Origin of the sequence: Amycolatopsis sp. FDAARGOS 1241 (assembly GCF_016889705.1) — a bacterium.
Taxonomy (GTDB): domain Bacteria; phylum Actinomycetota; class Actinomycetes; order Mycobacteriales; family Pseudonocardiaceae; genus Amycolatopsis.
Map to the genome: position 1 here is coordinate 1986833 of NZ_CP069526.1, position 25954 is coordinate 2012786.

The 25954-nt window shown below is 67.7% G+C and carries 15 protein-coding genes and 3 rRNA genes; 11 read left to right on the plus strand and 7 right to left on the minus strand.

Annotated elements, in window-relative coordinates; translation table 11 throughout:
- Positions 1 to 13 precede the first annotated feature (13 nt).
- Positions 14 to 766 (minus strand): IclR family transcriptional regulator C-terminal domain-containing protein, encoded by a 753-nt coding sequence (locus I6J71_RS09885; protein WP_204094447.1) that lies wholly within the window; start codon positions 764 to 766, stop codon positions 14 to 16.
- A 140-nt stretch (positions 767 to 906) separates the two neighbouring features.
- Between I6J71_RS09885 and I6J71_RS09890 the strand changes: the two genes are divergently transcribed.
- The 6 genes from I6J71_RS09890 to I6J71_RS09915 are packed head-to-tail and all read left to right on the plus strand — an operon-like array spanning position 907 to position 6731.
- Complete coding sequence (locus I6J71_RS09890; RefSeq protein ID WP_204094448.1) at positions 907 to 2238, plus strand: aromatic ring-hydroxylating dioxygenase subunit alpha; 1332 nt, start codon at positions 907 to 909, stop codon at positions 2236 to 2238.
- Positions 2238 to 2702, plus strand: coding sequence for an aromatic-ring-hydroxylating dioxygenase subunit beta (locus I6J71_RS09895; protein WP_204094449.1), 465 nt, complete (start codon positions 2238 to 2240; stop codon positions 2700 to 2702). The genes I6J71_RS09890 and I6J71_RS09895 overlap by 1 nt, the downstream gene beginning before the upstream one ends.
- A complete protein-coding gene (locus tag I6J71_RS09900) occupies positions 2699 to 3661 on the plus strand; it encodes a PdxA family protein (protein WP_204094450.1) in 963 nt (320 codons plus the stop codon). The genes I6J71_RS09895 and I6J71_RS09900 overlap by 4 nt, the downstream gene beginning before the upstream one ends.
- Positions 3658 to 4665: a 2Fe-2S iron-sulfur cluster-binding protein gene (locus I6J71_RS09905; protein WP_204094451.1), complete on the plus strand. Its 1008-nt coding sequence runs from the start codon at positions 3658 to 3660 to the stop codon at positions 4663 to 4665. Before I6J71_RS09900 ends, I6J71_RS09905 begins: the two co-directional genes overlap by 4 nt.
- 33 nt (positions 4666 to 4698) lie before the next feature.
- Positions 4699 to 5379 (plus strand): alpha/beta fold hydrolase, encoded by a 681-nt coding sequence (locus I6J71_RS09910; RefSeq protein ID WP_204094452.1) that lies wholly within the window; start codon positions 4699 to 4701, stop codon positions 5377 to 5379.
- Positions 5376 to 6731, plus strand: a complete 1356-nt coding sequence (locus tag I6J71_RS09915; protein ID WP_204094453.1) for an MFS transporter — start codon at positions 5376 to 5378, stop codon at positions 6729 to 6731. Before I6J71_RS09910 ends, I6J71_RS09915 begins: the two co-directional genes overlap by 4 nt.
- A 45-nt stretch (positions 6732 to 6776) precedes the next feature.
- On the opposite strand, the gene I6J71_RS09920 is transcribed toward I6J71_RS09915, so the two are convergent.
- Both I6J71_RS09920 and I6J71_RS09925 read right to left on the minus strand, forming a co-directional pair.
- Entirely contained in the window at positions 6777 to 8978 is a 2202-nt protein-coding gene (locus I6J71_RS09920; RefSeq protein WP_204094454.1) for a discoidin domain-containing protein, read from the minus strand.
- A gap of 40 nt (positions 8979 to 9018) precedes the next feature.
- Positions 9019 to 11361 carry a discoidin domain-containing protein gene (locus I6J71_RS09925; RefSeq protein WP_370542106.1) on the minus strand — a complete coding sequence of 781 codons (2343 nt, stop codon included), beginning with the start codon at positions 11359 to 11361 and terminating at the stop codon, positions 9019 to 9021.
- Between the two features lie 248 nt (positions 11362 to 11609).
- Here I6J71_RS09925 and I6J71_RS09930 point away from each other — a divergent pair, with 248 nt between their 5' ends.
- Positions 11610 to 12578, plus strand: coding sequence for an alpha/beta hydrolase (locus I6J71_RS09930; RefSeq protein ID WP_204094455.1), 969 nt, complete (start codon positions 11610 to 11612; stop codon positions 12576 to 12578).
- A 646-nt stretch (positions 12579 to 13224) separates the two neighbouring features.
- On the opposite strand, the gene I6J71_RS09935 is transcribed toward I6J71_RS09930, so the two are convergent.
- Positions 13225 to 15780 carry a bifunctional FO biosynthesis protein CofGH gene (locus I6J71_RS09935; RefSeq protein WP_239155301.1) on the minus strand — a complete coding sequence of 852 codons (2556 nt, stop codon included), beginning with the start codon at positions 15778 to 15780 and terminating at the stop codon, positions 13225 to 13227.
- Between the two features lie 195 nt (positions 15781 to 15975).
- Here I6J71_RS09935 and I6J71_RS09940 point away from each other — a divergent pair, with 195 nt between their 5' ends.
- On the plus strand, positions 15976 to 17580 hold the full coding sequence (locus I6J71_RS09940) for a transposase (protein WP_204094457.1): 1605 nt from the start codon (positions 15976 to 15978) through the stop codon (positions 17578 to 17580).
- Here I6J71_RS09940 and I6J71_RS09945 read toward each other — a convergent pair.
- Complete coding sequence (locus I6J71_RS09945) at positions 17577 to 18326, minus strand: SDR family oxidoreductase (protein ID WP_204094458.1); 750 nt, start codon at positions 18324 to 18326, stop codon at positions 17577 to 17579. The two genes, I6J71_RS09940 and I6J71_RS09945, sit on opposite strands and share 4 nt — an antisense overlap.
- A gap of 8 nt (positions 18327 to 18334) precedes the next feature.
- Positions 18335 to 19162: an alpha/beta fold hydrolase gene (locus I6J71_RS09950; protein WP_204094459.1), complete on the minus strand. Its 828-nt coding sequence runs from the start codon at positions 19160 to 19162 to the stop codon at positions 18335 to 18337.
- A 461-nt stretch (positions 19163 to 19623) separates the two neighbouring features.
- Here I6J71_RS09950 and I6J71_RS09955 point away from each other — a divergent pair.
- The 3 genes from I6J71_RS09955 (at position 19624) to rrf (ending at position 24764) form a co-directional block, all read left to right on the plus strand.
- Positions 19624 to 21143, plus strand: a 16S ribosomal RNA gene (locus I6J71_RS09955).
- A 310-nt stretch (positions 21144 to 21453) separates the two neighbouring features.
- A 23S ribosomal RNA gene (locus I6J71_RS09960) occupies positions 21454 to 24566 on the plus strand.
- Between the two features lie 81 nt (positions 24567 to 24647).
- Positions 24648 to 24764, plus strand: a 5S ribosomal RNA gene (gene rrf / locus I6J71_RS09965).
- Together the 16S, 23S and 5S rRNA genes form the textbook arrangement of a ribosomal RNA operon.
- A gap of 523 nt (positions 24765 to 25287) precedes the next feature.
- On the opposite strand, the gene I6J71_RS09970 is transcribed toward rrf, so the two are convergent.
- Entirely contained in the window at positions 25288 to 25683 is a 396-nt protein-coding gene (locus I6J71_RS09970; RefSeq protein ID WP_204094460.1) for a hypothetical protein, read from the minus strand.
- Positions 25684 to 25954: the final 271 nt, after the last annotated feature.

Sequence of the window (25954 nt, forward strand, 5' to 3'; positions counted from 1 at the left end):
CCCTCCGCACTCGTCAGAGTTTGCGACCCAGCTGCTCCGCTTGCTCACGCAGGATCGGCAGGAACTCCTCGCGCAACTGCGTCATCGAGATCCGCCCGGCCGTCGCGCTCACCGACATCGCGGCGACGACGCGGCCGCGCGAGTCGGCCACCGGGACCGCCAGCGAGCGCAGCCCGAACTCCAGCTCCTCGTCCGTGAACGCCGCGTGTTCCTGCCGGGCCTGGTCGACCCGGCGCCGGATCTCCTCGGCCGAAACAGGTGTTTTCGGTGTCCTGGATCGGGGCGCGCAGCGCGCGAGGTAGTCCGTCAAGTCCTCGGGGGACAGTGCCGACAGCAGCACGTGCCCCGTCGCCGATGCGTACGCCGGCACGCTCGCCCCGAGGCGGACGCCGGTGTTCACGATCCGCTTCACCTCGCTGCGTGCGATGAACAGCGACTCGTCGTTCTGCAGCACGGCCAGCGACGCCGACTCCTGCACCTGCTCGCGCACCGCCGCGAGGTGGGGCTTCGCCAGCTGCGGCAGTGCGGTCGACTCCACGTACGCGTCGCCCAGGCGCAGCAGGCGGGGCGTGGGCAGGAAGTGCTTGCCGTCGTGGGTCAGGTAACCGAGGTCCACGAGCGTCAGCAGGCAGCGCCGGGCGACGGCGCGGTTCAACCCGGTGAGGTGCGCCGCGTCGCTGATCGTGAGCTTCGGCGTGGCCTCCCCGAACAGTTCCAGGATCGACAATCCCTTGGCCAGTCCGGCCATTCCCTCGGCTGCGGGCACGGTCCTCCCCGGGAGCAGGTCTTGACGGCGGGCGCCGCACTGCCTTCAATGTGTTCGGCAAGTGAAACTACGTTCGATATTCGAACAATAGCAGAGGGCGCCACGGTTTGTCGAGCGGCGCCCGCGAGGAGGGACCGACGATGGATCGCCTCACGGGGACGACCGCGGGCAGCGCGCCGGATCGCAGCTGGCCGCGGTCGCTGACCCGGGTGCCGTACTGGGCGTTTCAGGACGAGGACGTCTACCGCGCCGAGCAGGACCGGATCTTCCACGGCCCGTACTGGAGCTACCTGTGCCTCGAGGCCGAGCTGGCCGAGCCCGGTGACTTCTGCGCGACGTTCATCGGCGAGCAGCCCGTGCTGGTGACCCGCGACGTCGACGGCGAGGTGTACGCCTTCGAGAACCGGTGTGCCCACCGCGGCGCGCTCATCGCGATGGCCGACCACGGCAAGGCGCGCGATTTCACGTGCGTCTACCACGCCTGGACCTACAATCTGCAGGGCGATCTGACCGCCGTCGCGTTCGCCGAGGGCGTCAAGGGCAAGGGCGGGATGCCGCCGGACTTCTGCCTGTCCGACCACGGCCCGCGCAAGCTGCGCATCGCCGTGGTCCACGGCCTGGTGTTCGGCACGCTGTCCAACGACCTGCCCGACATCGAGGAATACCTGGGCGAGGAGATCCTCGACCGCATCGACCGCGTGCTCGGCGGCCGCAAGCCCGTGGTGCTGGGCCGGTTCGCGCAGCGGCTGCCCAACAACTGGAAGCTGTACGCGGAGAACGTCCGCGACTCCTACCACGCCAGCATCCTGCACCTGTTCTTCACGACCTTCGGCATCAACCGGCTTTCGCAGCGCGGCGCGATCATCGTCGACGAGTCCGGCGGCCACCACGTGAGCTACTCGGCGATCGACCGCACCGCCGCGGCGACCACCGAGTACGCCGACCAGAACATCCGTTCCGAATCCGAGTACCAGCTCGCGGACCCGTCGCTGCTCGAAGGGTTCAGCGAGGTCGGCGACGACGTCACGCTGCAGATCCTGTCCGTCTACCCGGGATTCGTGCTGCAGCAGATCCAGAACTCGGTGGCCGTGCGGCAAATTCTCCCGCGTGCGACCGACGACACGCTGCTGAACTGGACCTACCTCGGCTTCGAGTCCGACACCGACGAGCAGCGGCTGGTCCGGATGAAACAGTCCAACCTGGTCGGTCCCGCCGGGTACGTGTCCATGGAGGACGGTGGCATCGGCGGCTTCGTACAGCGCGGCATCGCCGGCGCGTCCAGCGAATACGCGACCCTGCAGATGGGTGGCGACACCGCCGAATCGAGCGAGAGCCGGGTCACCGAAGCTTCGGTGCGCGGCTTCTGGCAGGCCTACCGCGACGCCATGGGTTTCGTCCCCGACGACGAGGCACCGCTGAAGGAAATCGGCAAGCACGAGCGCGCCCGCGTCACCCGCGAGGTGGGTGCCTGATGGACAACCAGGTCGCCATCGCCCGTGCCCAGGCCCGCTACGCGCGCTGCATCGACGACGGTCCGCTCGAGGACTGGCCCACGTACTTCACCGAGGACTGCCACTACCGCGTCACCACGGCCGACAACTACGCCCGCGGCCTGCCCGCCGGCCTGATCTGGGCCGACACCCGCGGCATGCTGCACGACCGCGTGTCCGCGCTGAAGGAAGCCAACATCTACGAGCCGCACGTGTACCGGCACATGCTCGGCCAGCCCGCGATCCTCACCGAATCCGGCGGCGACGTGGAGAGCGAGACGCCGTTCTTCGTGCTGCGCGTGACCGGCGGTGGCCCGACCGACCTGTTCGCCAGCGGTCGTTATGTCGATCGCTACCGCGTCGACGGCGAGCAGGCGCTGCTGCGTGAGCGCGTCGTCGTGTGCGACAGCAAGGAGATCGACACGCTCCTGGCGCTGCCGCTGTGAGCCGCGTGCTGCTGGCCATCGGCGACCCGAACGGCATCGGCCCCGAGATCGCGGTCGCGGCCGCCGCTCGCGTCGAGGATCCGCCCGTGCTCGTCGGCGACCGCCACGTGCTCGCGGAGTCGGCCGCTGCCAACGGGTTCCGGCTGCGGACCCACACGACCGGCCTGCCGCCCGAGGACGGGGTGCTCGACCTCGTGGACGTCGAGCACCTGCCCCCGGACGAGTTCCGGCCCGGCGTGCTCAGCGCGGAAGCCGGCGCGGCGACCATCCGCTACGTCAGCACCGCCGTCACGCTCGCCCTCGACGGCGGCTACCGCGGTGTCGTCGCGTGCCCGCACTCGGAGACGGCCGTGCACGCCGCGGGCATCCCGTTCCGCGGCTACCCGCCGCTGATCGCGCAGCTCACCGGCGTGCCGGAGGACCACGTGTTCCTCCTGCTCTCGGGCGGTGGCCTGCACATCGTGCACGCCACGCTCCACGAACGCCTCGCCGACGCCCTCGCCCGGCTCACCCCCGCGCTCGTCACGGCCGCGGGGCAGGCCCTCCACGATGCCCTGCGGACGTTCGGCGTCGAAGCGCCGCGCATCGGCGTCTTCGGCATCAATCCGCACGCGGGCGAAGGTGGCTTGTTCGGCAGCGACGACGAGCGCGTCACCGCCCCCGCCGTCGCGGCCCTGCTCGCACGGGGCGTCAACGCCTCCGGACCGACCGGCGCCGACGTGCTGCTCACCACGCCCGGCCACGACGGGTTCGTGGCGCAGTACCACGACCAGGGCCACATCCCGGTCAAGCTGCTCGCCGGGCGCACCGCGACGGCGCTGACAGTGGGCGCGGGCGTGCCGTTCTGCAGCGTCGGCCACGGCACGGCGTTCGACATCGCCGGCCGCGGGCTCGCCGACCCGACGGCCGTGGTCCGTGCGCTGGGCCTGTTCGGACGAACGAAGGAGACCTCCGCATGACGACCCCGATCACCGTGGCGGACACGGACATCGAGATCCCGTGCGCCGACGGGCAGACGGTGCTCGAAGCCGCCGAACAGGCCGGCTGGGCGATCCCGTACTCGTGCCGCAAGGGCGTCTGCACGTCGTGCGTCGGCACGCTGGTCGCGGGTTCGGTCGTCGTCCGCGGCCGCGGTGAGCTGACCGGACCGGCCGAGGGCGTGCTGCTGTGCCGCGCCGAACCGCGCGGCCCGGTCGTCATCCGGCCGCGGCGCATCGAACCGAGTGAGCCGCCGCGGCGCAAGAAGCTGACGACGGTGGTGCACCGCATCCGCCGGCCCGCGCCGCGCGTCACGGTGCTGGACCTGCGGTTCGCGATCGGCCGGCGCGCGCCCTTCCGCGCGGGACAGTTCCTGGAGGTGCAGCTGCCCGGTGACGAACCGCGGCCGTACTCCCTGGCCAACCCGCCGCACCACAACGACGCGGTCCAGCTGCACGTGCGCACCGAACCCGGCGGCCGGTTCTCGGAGCAGCTCGTCGGCTCGCTGCACCCCGGTGACACGCTCGACGTCGAGACGCCGTTCGGCGAGTTCGTCCTCGACGACGGCGACGGTCCCGTACTCCTGCTCGCCACTGGCACGGGCTTCGCGCCGATCCAGTCGATCGTGCTCGACCTGATCGCCCGCCGCCGCACCCGGCCCGTGCACCTCTACTGGGGCGCACGCACCGAGGACGACCTCTACTTCGCCGACTTGCCGCGCCGGTGGGCCACTCGCCACAGCTGGTTCCGGTTCACGCCGGTGCTTTCGCGTCCGGCTGACGGCTGGACCGGCGCCACCGGCTACGTCCAGGACGCGGCGCTCGCCGACCACCCCGACCTGACCGCCCACCACGCGTACGCGTGCGGCAGTGAAGCGATGACCGCCGCCGCGCACACCCTGCTCACCACCCGCGGCGGCCTGCCGGCCGAAGCCTTCCTGGCCGACTCGTTCGTGGCCGCCGCCGACCCGCGCGTTCCCGCCTGACCCCGTCCCCACCGCGATTCAAAGGAGAATCAGATGGACTACGTGCTCGTCCACGGCGCCTTTTACGGCGGGTGGAGCTGGCAGCCGGTCGCCGATGCCCTGCGGGCGCTGGGCCACGACGTGCACGTCGTGGCCCAGCTGCCCAGCGGGGGAGCGGATCCGGCGAGGCTCGGCGACCTGGCCGCGGACGTCGCGCACGTGCGTGCGCTCGTCGACGGCGTCGGCCGCGAGGTCGTGCTGACCGGCCACTCCTACGGCGGCATGGTCGTCGCCGAGCTGGCGGACCACCCGCGGGTGCGCCACAGCGTGTTCCTCGCAGCGTTCCGCCCGAAGCGCGGGCAGACGCTCCTCGACATCCGCTCGCCGCACCCCGTCGAGTGGGTCGAATCGCGCGAAGACGGGACGCTGCATGTGACCGCCGACGAGTCGATCGCCCGCGAGGTGCTCGCCGCCGACCTCGACGAACCGGTTTTCGCCGCCGTGCACGGGCGAGGGGGTGCCCAGGCCGCGGTCTCCTACACCCGGCCGAGTTCGGGACCTGAGCACACGCACCCGGTCATCTACGTGGTGTGCGAGCGCGACAAGGCGATTTTCCCGGCCGACCAAGAGAAGATGGCCGACGGCGCCGACCACGTCGTGCGTCTCGACGCGCCGCACCTGGTGCCGCTGACGCACCCGCGTGAGGTCGCCGAGCTGCTGGCGGGTGTGCGGTGAGCGCGGGCGTGAACCTCACCGGGTTCGTCGACGGCAAGAAGATCAGCCCGTTCCAGTACGGCACCGTGCTGCTGTGCGGGCTCGTGATGTTCTTCGACGGCTTCGACACGCAGGCGATCAACTACCTCGCCCCGCACATCGCGAAGGACTGGGGACTCAAGGTCGCCGTGCTCGGCCCGATCTTCTCCTCGGCGCTGGTCGGCCTCATGATCGGGTACCTGCTGCTGTCCCCGCTGTCCGACCGCTTCGGGCACCGGCGGCTCGTGATCGCGGGCACGGCGTTGTTCGCGGTGGCGAGCCTGGTGTCCGTGTGGGTCGGCGGTGTCACGGAGCTCGTGGTGCTGCGGCTCGTCACGGGCATCGGCCTCGGCGCGGCGGCCCCGAGTGCGGTCGCGCTCACCGCCGAGTACAGCCCGAAACGCGTGCGCGCGAGCTTCGTCCTGGCGATCTACTGCGGCTTCTCGCTCGGCTTCGTCGTGGCCGGAATGGTGTCGGGCTGGCTCGTGCCCTCGCACGGCTGGCGGTCGGTGTTCCTCGTCGGCGCGCTGGCTCCGCTGGTGATCATCCCGCTGATGCTGAAGTTCCTGCCGGAGTCGCTCGTGTTCCTCCTCGGCCGAGGCGCCGACCCCGCGCGCGCGTACCAGCTCTGCCGTCGCATCGACGCGGCGCTGCCGGCGGAAACGCAGCCGGTGACGGTGGAGGCGGCGGAAGCCGGCGGGCGCGTGAAGCTGCGCGCGCTGCTGGCCAACGGCGGGGTGCTGAGCACGGTGCTGCTGTGGATCGTGTTCGCCGTGAACCTCGGCGAGTTCTACGCGTTGCAGAGCTGGCTGCCGACGATGCTCACCCGCCTCGGATTCGCGAACGGCACGGTCGTCACGGCGACGAGCCTCACGACCGTGGGCGGCATCGCGATCGCGCTCGTCATCGGCCCGGCGATGGACCGGCTGGGCGCGTTCGGTTCGCTGGGCACGCTGTTCGTGGTCGGCGCGGTGTTCCTCGCCGTCACCGGACCCGTGTTCCACGGTCCGTTGTGGATCCTGCTGGCGGCGATGTTCCTCGTCGGCTGCGGCGTGAGCGGCGGCCAGAAGGCGCTGATCGCGCTGGCCGCCGTCGTCTACCCGGTGAACATGCGCTCGACGGGGGTCGGCTGGGCCCTGGGCATCGGGCGGCTCGGCGGCATCCTCGGACCGCTGGTGGTCGGCGCGGCCGTGACCGCGTCCTGGTCGCCGTCCGCGGTGTTCCTCGCGCTGGCGGGGCCGATGCTAGTGTGCGCCGTGCTGATCTTCTACCTCGGCCGCCGCGCCCGGCGGACCGCGGAGGTTGCCGAACGCGAACCAGCGCCCGCTGTGTGAGAGGAGGGGCTCCCCGCCGCCGACCGGGGAGCCCCCTCCCGTTCGTCAGGCCGCGGCCACCTCCAGTTCGGACGCCTGCCCGGCCGGCCAGCCGGTGTTCCCGGTGAACGTCACGCGCACGAAACGCTGTGTCGTGGCGGCGAAGCTCGCCGACGCGGTGTTCCCGGACGAAGGGCTGAAGTTCCAGCCGCGCGAGGCGACCAGGGTCGTCCACGAACCGCCGTCGGTGCTGCCCTGCACGGTGAGCGTCTGCGTGCGCGCGCCCCAGTCGTTCGACGGCGGCAGCTTGAGCGTGACCTTGTTGATCGCCGACGCCTCACCGAGGTCGACGGTCAGCGCCTGCGGGAACGCGTTGTTCACGCTCTCCCAGTAGGTGCTCGCGTTGCCGTCCACCGCGTTGCCCGGCGGGAACCCGCCCTGCGAACCGCTCGCCGTGATCGCCTTGCCGCGCGCGATGTTGGTGCCGGACTGCGGCGGCTGCGGCGGGCCGGAGTTCGGCGCCGGCCAGCTCGAGCAGTCGCTCCACGTGCCGGTCCAGCCGCTGTTGCCCGAGCCGGTGAACGTCATCTTCGGAATCGACGACGGGTACGGGCAGTTGTACGTGCCGACCACCCCGACACCGGAGGCGGTGAGGTTGCTGATCGACACCGTGCCCTGCGTCTGCGACTGAGCCACGAACGTCCCGGTGCCGCGCACCGTCACGCCGTCGATCGTGATGCCGGTGATCTGCTTGCCCGCGCCGTTGCCGTCGATGAACTGGATGGCCTCGTACGGGCTGTCGAGCGCGGTGAAGCCGGTGACGCGGATGTTCACGCCGGAGATGGCCTGGTCCCGCGCGTCGAACCACAGTGCACCGACGCCGAACTGCCAGTTGGGGTCGAGCGCCCCGGCCCGCAGCGCGGTGTTGTCCGACACCGTGACCGTGCCCGAAAGCGGCACCGAGTTGAAGCGGTTGGCCACGAGGTAACCGCCGCCGAGCGCGTTGGTGTCCTGCACGAGGTTGCCGCTCACGGTGTTGTTCGAGCCGCCGTAGAGCGCGATGCCGTTGGCCAGGTTCGGCTGCACCACGGTGTTGTTCGCGATCGTGATGCCGGAGTCGGCCTGGCCGTTGGACCACAGCGCCAGCGCGTCGTCACCGTTGTTGCGCAGGTAGTTGTTGCGGATCGCGGAGTTCGTGACGGCGCCGTCGAAGTTCACTCCGTCGGCCTGCGTGTCGAGGATGCGGTTGTTCTCGATCGTCAGGTTCGACGAAGCCCCGTTCATGAGCCACAGGCCGCACTTGGTGTCCTGGATCCACAGTCCCGACACGACGGACCCGTTGCCCAGCACGCCGTGGAATGCGTTGTCCGGGCTGGAGTCGTTGCGCTCGGACACCGAGCCGAACACGGCGAAGTCGTAGAGCTTGATGTTGCCGGACGCGCTGCCGTTGTTGAAGATGTTGTTGCCGTGCAGCACGGTGTACCACTGGCCGGCGCCGCGCACGGTGGTCTGGTCGATCTGCAGCGCTGACCCGATTTCGAACCGGCCCGCCGGCACCCACACTTCCTTGCCCTGCTGGCGGGCGGCTTGCAACGCGTTGCGGAAGGCTTGTGAGTCGTCGGAGGAGTCGTTGGCGGTGGCGCCGTAGCCGGTGACCGACAGCGATCCCGCGGGTTGTGCGCCGGCGTCACCGACCTGTTCGAAGTCGGCGAGGTCGATCGTCGCCTGGCCGACGTCACCGGAGTCGAGCTGCACCTTCACCTTCGCGCCCGCGGCGGCGTTCTGGCCCAGCAGCAGCCTTGTGTCGTCGAAGAAGTGGTGGGTCTTCGCGCCCGGGATGCCCGGCGTGTCGGTGTAGGTGTACTGCGAAGTCACGGAAAGCCCGCTGCCGAGCTTGGTGCCGTTGACGTACACCGACATCCGGCCGGAGCTGCCGTCGAGCAGGTTGTAGTGGACGTTGATCGAGTTGGCCGCGGCCGGCAGCGTGAACTCCACGTACTGGCCCTGCCCGAGCCGCACGGCCTGGCGACCGGATGCTTCGGAGGCCACAGTGGACTGGGTCTGATCCGGGCCGACTGCCGAGCCGTTGGTGGCACTGCACTCGGCCTCGACCGTCCGGAACGGCACCGAGGCGCCGCCGGAAGCTGTGGCTGGGCAGGTCGCGCCCGCCGCGGGCGTGGCCGAGCCGGCCGCGAACACGGTCAGCCCGGACGACACCAGCGCCGCGGCCAGCAAGGCCGCCCTGGGTCGTGCTGAGGTGGGGGACATCTTCGGCACACTCACCTTTCTTGGGGATTTCCGGGGAGGGTCAGGACGCGTAGGCCTCGAGTTCGGACAATTGCCCGGCGGGCCAGCCGGTGTTGCCGGTGAAGTTCAGCCGCAGGTACCGCGTGTTCGCGGCCGCGAACGGGACGGTGGCGTTGTTCCCGCTCGCCGGATCGAAGCGGTAGCCGGCGGCGGCCTTGAGGGTGGTGAACGTCGACCCGTCGGTGCTGCCCTGCACGGTGACGGTCTGCGTGCGCGCGCCCCAGTCGTTCGACGGCGGCAGCCTGAGCACGAGCCGCCCGACGGACGTGCTGCTGCCGAGGTCGACGGTGAGGGTCTGCGGGAACGCGTTGTTGGTGCTTTCCCAGTAGGTGCTCGCGTTGCCGTCCACGGCGTTGGCCGGTGGGAAGCCGCCTTGTGAGCCGCTGGCGGTGACTCCCTTGTGCAGAGCCAGGTTGCCGGACGGCGGCGGGGTCGTGGGTGGGGTCGTCGGGGTGGTCGTGCCCCCGTTGTCGCCGTTGTACACGGGTGTGGGCCACGAGCCGCAGTACGTGGTGTTCCAGCCGGAGTTGCCGCCTTGGTCGGCCAGTCCGGTCAGCGCGTCAGGGCCCAGGCAGTTGTAGACGCCGGCGCGGCCGACGTTCGTCGCGACGACGTCCTTGACCGTACCGTTCGGTTTGGACTGCAGCTGCCAGGCGAACGTACCGGTGCCGCTGATGCGCAGACCGTCGAAGTGGACGTCGCTGGTGGCGCCGTCGATGAACTGCACACCTTCGTAGTTGTTGTCCACGAGGTCGTTGTCCACCACGTCGATGCGGCCGGTGATGGCCGAGTCGCGCCCATCGAACCACAGCGCGCCGACGCCGAACTGCCAGTTGGAGTCGAGCACCCCGGTGCGGGTCGCGGTGTTGCGCGTGATCGTGGTGGTGCCCGAGATCGGCACGGCGCTGAACCGGTTGGCGACGTGGATGCCGCCGCCCTGGTCCTGGTTGTCGGCCACCACGTTGTCGGAGACCGTGTTGTCGTGGCCGCCGTAGATCGCGATGTTGTTCGCCAGGATCGGCAGCAACACGGTGTTGAACGAGAACGTGTTGTGGTGGTCGGCGTCGTGCTCGGCCCACATCGCGAGGCCGTCGTCGCCGGTGTTGCGCAGGAAGTTGTTCGTCACCAGCGTGTTGCTGATGCCCTGGTGCAGGTTGAGCCCGTCGGCGGTCTGGTCGAGGATGCGGTTGCCGCGCACGGTGAGCCCGTCGAACGGCCCGTCGAGCCACAGCCCGACCTTCGTGTGCTGGAGCCACAGGTTCTGCACGACCGACCCGCCGCCCAGCGCACCGCCGATGCCGTTGGCCTGGTCGCAGTCCACGCGGGCGGTGACCTCGCCGATGATCGCGAAGTCGTAGAGCCCGACGCCGGTGCTGGCGCCGGGTACCGCGGCGTTGCCGGGGTACGTCGGGGTGCTGCAGCTGGCGGGTTCACCCTTGCCGAAGATGCCCGCGCGGGCGCCGCGCAGCTCGGAGTACCAGGGCCCGGCGCCGCGGATCGTCACCTGGTCCACGGTGATGTGGTGGTTCAGGGTGAACGAGCCGGCCGGCAGCCAAACCTGTTTTCCCTGGCTCTTCGCGGCGGCGACGGCGGCGTCGAACGCGGGTGCGTCGTCACTCGTGTCGCCTGCGGTGGCGCCGTAGTCGGTGACGGACACGGAGTTCGCCGGGCGGGCAGCCGGCGGCGCGACCTGTTCGAAGTCGGCGAGGTCGACGGTCACCGGGGTGACGTCCCCTGCGTCGACCTGAAGCTTGATCTTCGTACCGGCGGGGTAACTGGTGCCGAACAGCGTGCGCACCTCGTCGTAGAAGTGGTGCGCCTTGCCCTGTCCGGGGTCGTTGCTGAACGGGTAGCCCCCGTAGTACCAGCCGTAGCGGGAGGTGAGGGTGAGCTCGCGGTTGTGCGTTCCGTTGACGTACACCGAGATCGGGCCGGTGATCCCGGTGCCCTGGGCGTTGTCGGGGAGGCTGTAGCGGAAGTCGAGCGAGTTGGCCCCGGCGGAAAGGGTGAACTCGACGTACTGGCCCTGCCGCGACAGCGTCACCGCCTTGCGGCCGGACGCCTCGCCGGCGAGCGTGCCCGCCGTGCGGTCGGGGCCGATCACCGTGCCGGTGGTGGCGGCGTTCTCGGCTTCCTGCTCGGCGAACGGGACGGTCGCTCCGCGTCCGGCCACCGCGGGTGCGGCGCCGGTCGTGGCCGTGGCGGGAGCCGCGACCACGGTGAGGGTGGTGAGCCCGCCCGCTGCCAGCAGGGCCGCGGCGAGGGCGGCGATCCGGCGTTTTCCGGGCGTTTTTCGCTGGGGAGGGCGGTTTTCGGGCGCGCTGAAGACACCTGGGGGAGACACGGAGCAGCACTCGCCTTTCGTCGGGGTCGGGTGCACTGGCGGGGACCTGTGTGAGCTGGATCATACGAATTCCCGACAGGAAATCGCAAGAGTTTGACGTACTTACGCAAATTTTCGACAAGTGGCGTCAGGCCCGTCGATGGGTGGCTGACACGCTGGTGATTCCCGCCACCTGGCGGAGGCGGCGGGGCAGCCCGGCGGGCCAGGATGATCGGGCGAGAGCCACGACGTCCTGGGAGGTACTTTCGATGACCGCGACTCGTCCGCAGGTGGGCCCGCCACTGCCGTTCGACCCCGAGCTCGCCGTGGTGCTCGCCCAGCTGCGGGAAGAACGGCCGCAGCTGGACTCGGCCGCCGCGATCCCCGCGCTGCGCGAAGAGCGCGCCTCGCGTGACCTGTCGCTCGACGAGGTCACCGCCGACGGTGCCGTCATCCTGTCCGAAGTGGACGCCGACGGTGTACCGCTGATCATCGGCCGCCCGGCCGGTGTCGACACGGACGTCCCGGTGCTCTACTGGCTGCACGGCGGCGGCATGATCCTCGGCGGGCACCGTGGCCGGGACCTGCTGGTGCTCAGGGAGTACGCCTTGGAGCTCGGTGTCGGGTTCGTCTCCGTCGACTACCGCCTCGCGCCGGAGCACCCGCACCCCGCACCGGTCGAGGACTGCTACACGGGTCTCAAGTGGACGGTCGAGCACGCCGCCGACTTCGGTTTCGACCCCGCGCGCGTGATCATCGGCGGCGCGAGCGCGGGCGGCGGCCTGGCGGCGGCCACGGCCCTCCTCGCCCGAGACCGCGGCGGCCCGGCCTTGATCGGCCAGCTGCTGCTGTACCCGATGCTGGACGACCGCAACGACACGCCGTCGGCGTTCCAGATGCAGGGCCTCGGCGTGTGGGACCAAACCGCCAACGACATCGGCTGGACCGCCCTGCTCGGCCCCGCCCGCGGCACCCCCGGCGTCTCGCCCTACGCCGCCCCCGCCCGCGCCGACGACCTCTCGGCCCTCCCCCCGGCCTTCCTGGACGTCGGCACAGCCGAAACCTTCCGCGACGAAGTCCTCACCTACGCGACCCGCCTACTGCAAGCCGGCGTCCAAACCGAACTCCACGTCTGGCCCGGCGCCTACCACGGCTTCGACGGCTCCGCCCCGGACGCAGCGTTGTCCCGCCAGGCCCGGGCGGTACGGGTGCCGTGGTTGCGGCGGGTGCTTGGCTGATCGGTGCCGTGGTTGGTGGGGGAGGGTGATGGCTCGACTCTGGCACGAAGCGGTAAGCGTTGGATCGCAAGCATTTTCCGCATCGCAGTTAGGTGAGGGATCACAAGCCAGCCCAGTCCAGGCAAGCCGACCACACAACCTTCCCCCACGCCACCCAACCGCCGGATATCTACGGGATTCGAAGTGCGCCCGGGCCTGGCCCCGCACCTCGATCCCCGCCTTCTCCGCGGTCTGGATCACGTGTCAAGGTACTCCTTTCCCGCCTTGAACACGTGGTCCAGACCGCGGTGACTCTCAAAGATCGGGGTGCCTCTCGCGACCTACGCCTGGCGATGTTGCGCGCCAGCGCAACGAGCCGTGGGCGTCGTCTTGTGGATGGCGGCTCACGCAATCGTCATCCGGCTCGTCGCGCTAGCGCGCGACTTTGCGCCGGGATCGCCTCCACCCCGGATCCGATTATCCTGACCGCGTGGAGGCGGCGGAGCGAGATGCAGGCCGGGGTCTGGGTGCAGGTCCGCTGCTGCCGCTGCCGGGCGGAGGTTGGTCCGTGGGTGCGGGGGGCTTTGCAAATCCGAGGTTTCGTTGCCGAGCCTGGACACCGAAATGCCCCGAGGCGATATCCCCGGGGCATTTCGATTTCCACCGATCAGGAAGTCAACAGCGGCAACAACGGCTTCCTCACCGCCGTCGCCACCCCATCCGAAGCCACCGCGGCCGCAATCCGCTCCTCCGACGGCGTCCCGTAATCCGTCGTCCGTTGCCTCAACGGCCGGCCCAGTGGCTCGACCATCGCCCGCATGTCAGTGATCGTCTTGTACGACCCGTTCGCGGCACCGGCCATGCGGCTGATCGTTTCCTCCATCAACGTCCCGCCGATGTCGTTGACCCCACCTTGCAAGACCGCGCGGCTGCCTTCCTCGCCGAGCTTCACCCACGAGCTCTGGATGTTGTCGATCGTGCCGTGCAGCAGCAATCGGGCCAGGGCGTGGACCGCGCGGTTCTCGCGCAGGGTCGTGCCCGGACGCGCGAGCCCCGCCAGGTAGATCGGTGCGCTCTGGTGGATGAAGGGCAGCAGCACGAACTCCGTGAATCCGCGCCGCCCGTTGCGTTCCATGCCTGCGCGCTGCAGGCGGGCCAGGAGCTTGAGGTGGGCGACCCAGTGGCTGGGGTTGTCGACGTGGCCGTACATCATCGTCGACGTGGTCGGCAGGCCGATCTCGTGCGCGGTGGTCACGACTTCGATCCACGCGGACGTCGGCAGCTTGCCCTTGGTGAGCACCCACCGCACGTCGTCGTCGAGGATTTCGGCCGCGGTGCCCGGCAGGGAGTCCACACCGGACTCCTTGGCGCGCACCAGCCAGTCGCGCAGCGACAGGTTCGTGCGCGACGCGCCGTTCACGACCTCCATCGGGCTGTAGGAGTGCAGGTGGATGCCCGGCTGCCGCCGCTTCACCTCGGCCGCGAGGTCGAAGTACGCGGTGCCCGGCAGGTCCGGGTGGATGCCGCCCTGCATGCAGATCTCGGTGGCGCCCGCGGCCCACGCCTCGTCCACGCGGTCGCCCACCTGCTCCAGCGACAGCGTGTACGCGTCGGCGTCCGTGCGCCTCTGGGCGAACGCGCAGAAGCGGCAGCCGGTGTAGCAGACGTTGGTGAAGTTGATGTTGCGCGTCACCACGAACGTGATGTCGTCGCCGACGGTGTCGCGGCGCAGGTCGTCGGCCAGCTTCGCCAGCGCGTCGAGCTCCAGGCCGTCGGCGTGCAGCAGCGCGAGTGCGGCGTCGTCCGACAAGCCCGCCGGGTCCTTTTCCGCGCTGCGCAAGGCTTCCAGGATGTCGGTGTCGAACTTCTGCGGGCCCGGCTTGATCTTGCCCGCCAGTTCCTTCCAATCGCCGTACACGGAGTCGAAGTCGCTGCGCCGGTCTTCGGTGCGGCCCTCGGTGTCGATCTCGGTGTGCAGCTCCGTGCGGCCCGACTGCTGCCAGCCGCCGTCCGGTTCCTGCCACGGGACGCCGACGGGCATCGCGTCCTCGCGCGCCAGTCCCGTCGCGGGGTCGACGAGCGCGGCGACGTGCCGGCTCACGCGCGGGTCGAGCCACGGCTCGCCGAGGTTCACGTACTCGGGGTAGATGGTCAGCCGCTCGCGCAGCTCGAACCCGGCCTTCTCGGTGCGCCGCGCGAGCTCGTCGATCTGCGGCCACGCCCGTTCGGGGTTCACGTGGTCCGGCGTGAGCGGTGAAACGCCGCCCCAGTCGTCGATGCCGGCGCGGACCATCAGGTCGTACTGGTTGCCGATGAGGTTCGGCGGCGCCTGGATGCGCATCTTCGGCCCGAGCACCAGCCGCGCCACGGCGATGTTCGCCGCGAGCTCCTCGAGATCGGCGTCGGGCGTCGCGCGCATCTTCGTGTCCGGCTTCGCGCGGAAGTTCTGGACGATGACTTCCTGGATGCCGCCGTACTCGCGCGCGGTCTTGCGGATGGCGAACAGGGCTTCGGCCCGTTCTTCGTGGGTCTCGCCGATGCCGATCAGCACGCCGGTCGTGAACGGCACGGAGCTGCGGCCGGCGTCTTCGAGCACGCGCAACCGGACTTCGGGGTCCTTGTCGGGCGAACCGTAGTGTGGGCCGCCCTTCTCGCTCCACAGGCGCCGCGCGGTGGTCTCGAGCATCATGCCCATCGACGGCGCCACCGGCTTCAGCCGCTGGAAGTCCTGCCAGGTCAGTACACCGGGGTTGAGGTGCGGCAGCAGGCCCGTCTCCTCGAGCACACGGATCGCCATCGCGCGGACGTAGGAAAGCGTGTCGTCGTAGCCGTGCGCGTCGAGCCACTCGCGGGCGGCCTTCCACCGTGACTCAGGCCGGTCGCCGAGCGTGAAAAGGGCTTCCTTGCAGCCCATCTCCGCGCCCTTGCGCGCGATCTCCAGCACCTCGTCGGGTGAGAGGAACGGCGACTCGAGCCGGCCGGGCACAGTCACGAACGTGCAGTACCCGCAGCGGTCGCGGCACAGGCGGGTCAGGGGGATGAAGACCTTGCGGCTGTAGGTGATGACGCCCGCCCGGCCGGCGGCTTCGAGGCCGGCGTCGCGGATGCGGGACGCGTGCTCGGACAGCGTCTTCAGGTCGTCGCCGCGGGCGTGCAGCAGCACGGTCGCCTCGGCGACGTCGAGCGTCTTCCCGTCCCTGGCCCGGGCGAGCGCACGGCGCATCGCCGACGGGGTGGGGGCGGCCAACTCGGGTTCGGGTGCCATTCCCGTCACGCTAGGACGCGTGTTCGGCGGCAGGCCAGTGCGTCGTCGGCCACGTGCTCACCCGGTCGGCGAGCGAGATCATCTCTGCTGGTCAGCGCCTTGCGGAGGTTGTCGATCACCGGTTCGGCGTGTATTACCTAAAGTGTGGCATCGGTGATCGGGAAGCGGATCGGCGGCCGGACGTACTACTACCTGGCCGAGTCCGCGCGCATCGACGGCGCGCCGCGCGTGGTGACCCAGCGCTACCTCGGCACGGCCGAAGACATCGCCGCCGCGGTCCCCGGCGGCGCCGAACCGGGCGGCGCGCGGCACCGGACGTTCGGCGACGTGGCGGCGGTCTGGGGCACGCTGCAGCGGCTCGACCTCGTCCGGCGCGTCGACGCCGTGGTCGGCCCGCAGCGGGCGAAGACGACGCTCGGGTACCACCTCGCGCTGGCTGTACTGCACCGCGCGACGGGCGGGGGAACGTCGTTCGAGGACTGGTGGGCGGGGTGCGCCGCGCGGGACCTCGTGCGCCCGAGACCTGCGAAGGCCGCGATGACGACGGCAGCGCACTGGCGCGTCCTGCAGCGCCTGACACCGGAACGCATCGCGGCGGTGGAGGCCGCCATCGCCGAAGCTGTGCTCGACCTGCTCGGCGACGACGGCACGTCCGCACTGGCCGTCGACGTTCCGCAGCTCGCCCCCTTCAGTGCGGCGGACTGCACGATCCCGTCGACGTGCCAGGACGCGCTCGCCGGCCTCGGGCTCGTGGTGACCCGCGATGGCGCCATCCCGCTCGCGTCCCGTGTGTACCGCCGGGAAGGCGGCGCCGCACCCACGTTCGGCGCGCTCGCCGGCGAACTGGGCGAGCGGTACCCGGCCACGGACGTCACGCTCGTCTTCCACGCCGGGCAGGCCGGGCAGCTCGACCTCGGCGCGCGGCGGGGTTTCGTCGGCTCCCTTCCGCCGGCCGACCACCCGGAGCTGCTCACACAGCCCGCCTCGGCCCGTCGCCGGGTCGACCCCGAACGCTTCGCGGGCCTGACGGCGATCGACACGCGCGCCACCGTCGACGGCGTGCGGCGGCGGGTGATCCTCACGCACTCGGCCACGCTCCACACCGCGCAGCGCCGAGCGTTCACCGACGAACTGGGCACCGCGATCCGCGAGCTCGACGGCCTCGCCGCGGCGCTGGAAGCGGGCACCCACCGCGGCGACCGCAGCCAGGTGCACGCCGAGATCTCCCGCGTCACGCGCGGCCGCCGCGTCGAGCGCGTGCTCACCCCGACGCTGAGCGGCACGAAACCCGGCGAGATCCGCCTGACGTGGCGGGTCGACGAAGCCGCCGTCGCGCGCCTGGTCGACGAATTCTTCGGCAAGCAGATCCTCGTGACCGACCGCGACTGGCCCGTCGCGGAGATCGTCACGGCCTACCGCGCGCGGACCTACCTCGAGTCCACGTTCCGCTGGCTCACCGGCCCCACGGCGGTCGGCCCGACACCGCGGTGGGAGTGGACGCCGCACCGCATCGCCGTGCACACGCTGGTGTCGGTGCTCGCCGCGACCGTCACCCACCTCATGCGGCGCGAGGCCGACCGCGCCGGGATGAACCTGTCCGTCGGGGAACTGCTCGACCAGCTGTGCGGCATCGGCGAGGCGGTGCTGCGCTACCCGTCCACCGGCGGCCGCCCGCGCAGCCGCCGCATCCTCACCGACCGCGACCCGGCCCAGCAGGCGCTCTACGACCTGTTCGGGCTGGAGCGGTTCGCGCCCTAGCCTTCGCGGTGGATGTTCAGCGCGGAGAAGCTCTGCACGACGGGCATGATCTCGATGACGTTGACGTTCACGTGCGGCGGCTGGGCAGCCGCCCAGAACACGGATTCGGCGATGTCGTCGGCGGTCAGCGGCGTGGTGCCGGCGTAGACGCCGGCCGCCTTTTCGTCGTCGCCGAAGCGGACGTTGGAGAACTCGGTGCCACCGACCATGCCGGGTTCGATGTTGGTGACGCGGACGCCGGTGCCGCGCAGGTCGCTGCGCAGGTTGAGGCTGAACTGGTGGACGAAGGCCTTCGTCGCGCCGTAGACGTTGCCGCCGGGGTAGGGGTAGGTGCCGGCGATGGAGCCGATGTTGATCACGTGGCCGGCGCGGCGGTCGACCATGCCGGGCAGCAGGGCGCGGGTGAGGTGGACGAGCCCGGTGACGTTGGTTTCGATCATCTGGTCCCAGTCCTCGAGCCTGGCCTCGTGGGCCGGCTCAAGGCCCTTGGCCAGGCCGGCGTTGTTCACGAGCACGTCGACCTGGCCCCAGTCGCCCGGCAAGGCGCCGACCGCGGAGGTGATCGCGTCGCGGTCGCGCACGTCGAGCACGACGGGGAGCACGGACTCGCCGAGCTCCGCCGCCAGTGCGGCCAGCCGGTCGGCGCTGCGGGCCGCGGCGACGACCCGCGAGCCCTCCGCGACGAACCGGCGCGTGATCGCGGCACCGAAGCCGGCACTGGCGCCGGTCACGAAAACGGTCTTCATGGGGTGGGTCACCGTTCTTCCACGAGGTGGTCCGGCCGGGGCCGGAGCGAGAGCAGGAACCGGCCGAACACGTCGTTGAACTCGGCCACGCACTCCAGATTAGGCAGGTGACCCGCGCCTTCGACCACGGCCAGCTCCGATCGGGGGACGAGCCGGTGCATCAGCTCGGCGTCGGCGACGGTGGTGAACTCGTCTTCGGAGCCGGTGAGCACGAGAGTGGGGACCCGTACGTCTTCGAGAGCCCGCCGGTAGTCGGGTCGCAGCGCGCGGGCTCGCAGAGCGGCCGCGGCGCCGTGGGGCGGCGCGGTACGCATCATCGTCCGGACGTGGGCGGTGACCTGGGGATTCCGCGTCCGGGTGCGGGCGGAGACCATCTTCGGGAGAAGTTCCTCGGCGTAGGCGGCCATGCCTTCGGTCTCGATGCGGGTGGCGGCGGCGCGTCTGCCCCGCCGGCCTTCGGGGGTCTCGGCGGCGGGGAAGGTGTCGGCGAGCAGGAGCGCCTCTACGCGACCGGGGTGCTCGGCGACCGTCTGCATCGCGATCTGGCCGCCCATGGAGAGGCCGCCGAGCACGAACGTCCCCAGGTCGAGGTGGTCGGCGAGTGCGATGAGGTCGGCGGTGTAGTCGACGAGGGCGGCGACGGGTTCACCGGTGCTCTGCCCGTAGCCGCGGAGGTCGGGGACGACGACGCGGAAGCCCCGGTCGGCGAAGTGCTCGGTCTGGGGGCGCCACATGGAGCGGTCGAACGGGTGGCCGTGGACGAGGAGGAGGGCCCGGTCGCCCGTTCCCCGGTCGTCGTAGCCGAGGACGGTGTCGTTCAGGTGGAGGGTCGGCATGCGGCCGACGCTAATCAGAGCTAGGCATCGGAGCAATACGGCGCAATGTAGTCGGAGCAATGTTCTCCGGCCCGCCCGGCGCCGCGGCTGAGTGGGGTGTCCGGGGCCGCGCGGGTTCGACGGGGCTCTACGCCGGGTTGACCAGGGAAAATGATGTTAAGGGACCCCCCTGTTTTCGGGGGTTTTCAGCCGTGTAATGTTCTCCAGGTCGCCAGGGAAACCGAGCGGCCACCGGGACACGAACCAAGCTCTCGCTTCGCGCGATTGAGTGGGTGTCCCAAAACCAAAAGGCTTGAAACAACGCCGATGGTCGATGCGCACGAGAGTGCGGATCTACCTGCGGTGTGTTGCTTGAGAACTCAACAGTGTGCTAGTGAACTAAGCCAGTAGAGCTTATATGAAACCCCCTCGTCGGGGTTTCCTTTGAGATTGATTGATGTAGTCATCGATCGGACTGTTCATTGTTGGAGAGTTTGATCCTGGCTCAGGACGAACGCTGGCGGCGTGCTTAACACATGCAAGTCGAACGCTGAAGCTACTTCGGTGGTGGATGAGTGGCGAACGGGTGAGTAACACGTGGGTAATCTGCCCTGCACTCTGGGATAAGCCTTGGAAACGGGGTCTAATACCGGATATCACTTCATCAGGCATCTGGTGGGGTTGAAAGTTCTGGCGGTGCAGGATGAACCCGCGGCCTATCAGCTTGTTGGTGGGGTAATGGCCTACCAAGGCGACGACGGGTAGCCGGCCTGAGAGGGTGACCGGCCACACTGGGACTGAGACACGGCCCAGACTCCTACGGGAGGCAGCAGTGGGGAATATTGCACAATGGGCGCAAGCCTGATGCAGCGACGCCGCGTGAGGGATGACGGCCTTCGGGTTGTAAACCTCTTTCGCCAGGGACGAAGCGCAAGTGACGGTACCTGGATAAGAAGCACCGGCTAACTACGTGCCAGCAGCCGCGGTAATACGTAGGGTGCGAGCGTTGTCCGGAATTATTGGGCGTAAAGAGCTCGTAGGCGGTTTGTCGCGTCGGCCGTGAAATCTCCACGCTTAACGTGGAGCGTGCGGTCGATACGGGCAGACTTGAGTTCGGTAGGGGAGACTGGAATTCCTGGTGTAGCGGTGAAATGCGCAGATATCAGGAGGAACACCGGTGGCGAAGGCGGGTCTCTGGGCCGATACTGACGCTGAGGAGCGAAAGCGTGGGGAGCGAACAGGATTAGATACCCTGGTAGTCCACGCTGTAAACGTTGGGCGCTAGGTGTGGGCGACATTCCACGTTGTCCGTGCCGTAGCTAACGCATTAAGCGCCCCGCCTGGGGAGTACGGCCGCAAGGCTAAAACTCAAAGGAATTGACGGGGGCCCGCACAAGCGGCGGAGCATGTGGATTAATTCGATGCAACGCGAAGAACCTTACCTGGGCTTGACATGCGCCAGACATCCCCAGAGATGGGGCTTCCCTTGTGGTTGGTGTACAGGTGGTGCATGGCTGTCGTCAGCTCGTGTCGTGAGATGTTGGGTTAAGTCCCGCAACGAGCGCAACCCTTATCCTACGTTGCCAGCGCGTGATGGCGGGGACTCGTGGGAGACTGCCGGGGTCAACTCGGAGGAAGGTGGGGATGACGTCAAGTCATCATGCCCCTTATGTCCAGGGCTTCACACATGCTACAATGGCTGGTACAGAGGGCTGCGATACCGCGAGGTGGAGCGAATCCCTTAAAGCCGGTCTCAGTTCGGATCGCAGTCTGCAACTCGACTGCGTGAAGTCGGAGTCGCTAGTAATCGCAGATCAGCAACGCTGCGGTGAATACGTTCCCGGGCCTTGTACACACCGCCCGTCACGTCATGAAAGTCGGTAACACCCGAAGCCCATGGCCCAACCCGTGAGGGAGGGAGTGGTCGAAGGTGGGACTGGCGATTGGGACGAAGTCGTAACAAGGTAGCCGTACCGGAAGGTGCGGCTGGATCACCTCCTTTCTAAGGAGCACAACACATCCCAGCTCGCAGTGGTTGGGAGTGGCTCAGGTCTAGAAGCCGACTGTGTTTCTGCCTGGGTTGCTCAAGGAATTGTGGAACTACTGGTTAAGGCTTGTTCTGGTAGGCAATGCCTGCGTGAGTACTGATCGCCTGGCGATCGTGGAAACCGTGGCCGGTGTCTGGAGGGCGGGTTGTTGGCTGGCACGCTGTTGGGTCCTGAGGCAACACGCCGAGGGGCTGAGCGCCTTGGGAACGTGTGTGTTTCTGGTGTGGTGTTTGAGAACTGTAGAGTGGATGCGAGCATCTTTGTGGTCAAGTTGTTAAGGGCACATGGTGGATGTCTTGGCTTCAGGAGCCGATGAAGGACGTGGGAGGCTGCGATATGCCTCGGGGAGCTGTCAACCGAGCTGTGATCCGAGGATTTCCGAATGGGGAAACCCAGCACCAGTGATGTGGTGTTACCTGCCGGTGAATATATAGCCGGTGTGGAGGGAACGCGGGGAAGTGAAACATCTCAGTACCCGTAGGAAGAGAAAACAACCGTGATTCCGTGAGTAGTGGCGAGCGAAAGCGGATGAGGCTAAACCGTGCGTATGTCAAGCTGTCAGGCGTTGTGCGTGCGGTGTTGTGGGACCCACCTTGAAGAGACTGACATTTCTTCGGATGTACGCAGTGGTTAGTGGAACGTCTTGGGATGGGCGACCGGAGTGGGTGAGAGTCCCGTACGCGAAAACTGCTGTTGTAGGTCTTGGTGGTGTTCCCGAGTAGCAGCGAGCTCGTGGAATTTGCTGTGAATCTGCCGGGACCACCCGGTAAGCCTAAATACTTCCTGGAGACCGATAGCGGACGAGTACCGTGAGGGAAAGATGAAAAGTACCCCGGGAGGGGAGTGAAAGAGTACCTGAAACCGTGTGCCTACAAGCCGTCAGAGCCTTTGGGTGATGGCGTGCCTTTTGAAGAATGAGCCTGCGAGTTAGTGCTGCGTGGCGAGGTTAACCCGTGTGGGGTAGCCGTAGCGAAAGCGAGTCTGAATAGGGCGTCGTAGTCGCGTGGTCTAGACCCGAAGCGGAGTGATCTACCCATGGCCAGGGTGAAGCGTCGGTAAGACGTCGTGGAGGCCCGAACCCACCAGGGTTGAAAACCTGGGGGATGAGCTGTGGGTAGGGGTGAAAGGCCAATCAAACTCCGTGATAGCTGGTTCTCCCCGAAATGCATTTAGGTGCAGCGTCACGTGTTTCTCTGCGGGGGTAGAGCTACTGGATGGTCTAGGGGCCTTACCGGGTTACCGAAATCAACCAAACTCCGAATACCGTAGTGTGAGAGCGTGGCAGTGAGACGGCGGGGGATAAGCTTCGTCGTCGAGAGGGAAACAGCCCAGAACACCAGCTAAGGCCCCTAAGTGTGTGCTCAGTGGGAAAGGATGTGGGATTGCCCAGACAACCAGGAGGTTGGCTTAGAAGCAGCCACCCTTGAAAGAGTGCGTAATAGCTCACTGGTCAAGTGGTCCTGCGCCGACAATGTAGCGGGGCTTAAGCACACCGCCGAAGCTGTGTCATTCACACAATACATCCGCTTTCTCCTTCGGGGGATTGTGTAGTGGTGTGGATGGGTAGGGGAGCGTCCTGCATCCAGGGAAGCGGCCGTGTGAGCGAGTCGTGGAGGGTGTGGGAGTGAGAATGCAGGCATGAGTAGCGAATGCAGAGTGAGAAACTCTGCCGCCGGATGACCAAGGGTTCCTGGGCCAGGCTAATCCGCCCAGGGTAAGTCGGGACCTAAGGCGAGGCCGACAGGCGTAGTCGATGGACAACGGGTTGATATTCCCGTACCCGAGCATGTGCGCCCATGACGAGGCAGTTGATACTAACCACCCGAAGCCGGCGTGGAAGTCTTCGGACGGATATGTCGTGTGGAGCGTGGGATCTGATGTTGTAGTAGTCAAGCGATGGGGTGACGCAGGAAGGTAGCTCCGCCAGGCGATGGTTGTCCTGGTGTAAGCGTGTAGGCCGTCATGTAGGTAAATCCGCATGGCAATGGGCTGAGACGTGATGCGTAGCCGTTTGAGGCGAAGAGGGTGATCCTATGCTGCCGAGAAAAGCCTCTAGTGAGTGCATGCACGGCCCGTACCCCAAACCAACACAGGTGGTCAGGTAGAGAATACTGAGGCGATCGGGTGAACTGTGGTTAAGGAACTCGGCAAAATGCCCCCGTAACTTCGGGAGAAGGGGGGCCAAACACCTTGAAGTCCTTCGCGGGCTAGGGGTGGGTGGCCGCAGAGACCAGCGGAAAGCGACTGTTTACTAAAAACACAGGTCCATGCGAAGTCGCAAGACGATGTATATGGACTGACGCCTGCCCGGTGCTGGAACGTTAAGAGGACCGGTTAGCGCTTCGGCGCGAAGCTGAGAATTTAAGCGCCAGTAAACGGCGGTGGTAACTATAACCATCCTAAGGTAGCGAAATTCCTTGTCGGGTAAGTTCCGACCTGCACGAATGGCGTAACGACTTTCCGGCTGTCTCAACCACAGGCCCGGCGAAATTGCACTACGAGTAAAGATGCTCGTTACGCGCGGCAGGACGGAAAGACCCCGGGACCTTTACTATAGTTTGGTATTGGTTTTCGGTTCGGTTTGTGTAGGATAGGTGGGAGACTGTGAAGCGGTGACGCTAGTTGCTGTGGAGTCGTTGTTGAAATACCACTCTGGTCGAATTGGGAATCTGAACCTCGGGCCATGATCTGGTTCAGGGACAGTGCCTGATGGGTAGTTTAACTGGGGCGGTTGCCTCCTAAAGGGTAACGGAGGCGCCCAAAGGTTCCCTCAGCCTGGTTGGCAATCAGGTGTTGAGTGCAAGTGCACAAGGGAGCTTGACTGTGAGACAGACATGTCGAGCAGGGACGAAAGTCGGGACTAGTGATCCGGCACCTCCTGGTGGAAGGGGTGTCGCTCAACGGATAAAAGGTACCCCGGGGATAACAGGCTGATCTTGCCCAAGAGTCCATATCGACGGCATGGTTTGGCACCTCGATGTCGGCTCGTCGCATCCTGGGGCCGGAGTAGGTCCCAAGGGTTGGGCTGTTCGCCCATTAAAGCGGCACGCGAGCTGGGTTTAGAACGTCGTGAGACAGTTCGGTCCCTATCCGCCGCGCGCGTAGGATACTTGAGGAAGGCTGTCCCTAGTACGAGAGGACCGGGACGGACGAACCTCTGGTGTGCCAGTTGTTCCGCCAGGGGCATGGCTGGTTGGCCACGTTCGGAAGGGATAACCGCTGAAGGCATCTAAGCGGGAAGCCTGTTCCAAGATGAGGTATCCCACCCCGTTGTGGGTTAAGGCCCCCAAGAGACGATTGGGTTGATAGGCCAGAGATGGAAGCACAGTAATGTGTTGTTGAGTTGACTGGTACTAATAGGCCGAGGACTTGCCCACGAAGATGTTACGCATCCACTCTACAGCTCTGAAACACCACACCGTGTGGAAACAAACATGGTGTGTGTTGTTTCGTAGTGTTTCGGTGGTTATAGCGCCAGGGAAACGCCCGGTCCCATTCCGAACCCGGAAGCTAAGCCTGGTAGCGCCGATGGTACTGCAACCGAAGGGTTGTGGGAGAGTAGGACGCCGCCGAACGTTACCTCGAGTCGGGCCCCGGTCGAGAACCGTATGGTTCTCCCGGGGCCTTTCTCCATTCCCGCACCCCGTCCCCCGCAGCCGCTATCTCCACACCCCTTTCCTCCGGCCGGCCGTTCAGCTCTCGGCTTCGCCCGTGCCCCGCCAGGGCCCTCGCCGAGCATCGACCGGTGGTTATCCCCACCCGATCGGGTTGTGGACAGCCACCCCACCCCGCCGCCGTCGACCCGTTTCTGTCGGGGGTGGCCAATAGAATGGATTCGGGGACGCCCCCCTCGGGAGGGCGGGGGTTTGTTCCGGCACAGTTCGTGTGGTCCTGGTTGTAGAGCGGGTACGGTCTTTGTTGATCACGTGAGTGTCTGGGCCCCATGGTCGTGTGAGCCGCGCCCGCTGCGTCACCGTGCCTGATTCCTGTGGTGCTTGAGCGTCTGACCCCGCTGATGGCGGTGGATGGTGCGCCTGGATAGGCGTGTGAGAGGTGCAAGTATTTGGAGTGCCGGGTCCGCGGCGCCGGCGGGGTGTGCTACCGGCGCCCCTGGTCGAGGCGATCACGATGGACGGGAAATCGCTGCGCGGCACCGTGGCCCGCACTGGCGGCGCCGTCACCGAAAACCGCGGACATGGGCGCACCGAACGACGCACCACCCACCTCGCACCACTCGGCGAGTTCCTGGGCTATCCCGCGATCGACTTCCCTCACGCCACGTACGCGTTCGTCATCGAGCGCCACACCACCCACCACACCAGCGCACGACACGTCGCCCACACACGGCATCACCAACTTCACCGGCGCCTGGACCCATTCCGGACACATCGGCCATGATTCCGCGGCCAGGCACATCGAAAACAAGCTCCACCGGGTTCGCGATGTCACCTGCACCGACGACGCCGCACGCACTGGCACCGCAGCCCGCGTCATGGCCAGCCTCCGCAAGCCCGCCACCAGCCCACTGCGCCACACCGGCTGGACCACCACGGCCGCCCCACTACGGCATACGACCCCCAACCCCACCCGGACAGTCACGCTGCTCGGCATCCACTCCTCAACACCACCACGACTGCGCCGGCACCCGTCGAGGAAGGGCGACAGACTGTCCACCGGCACCCGGCAGGCTCAACGCTGTCGGGGGCCGGTGAGCGGCCGTGGTTGTTCCGTGCGTCGACGCGAGCCCGGCCGGTCACTGCGGCAG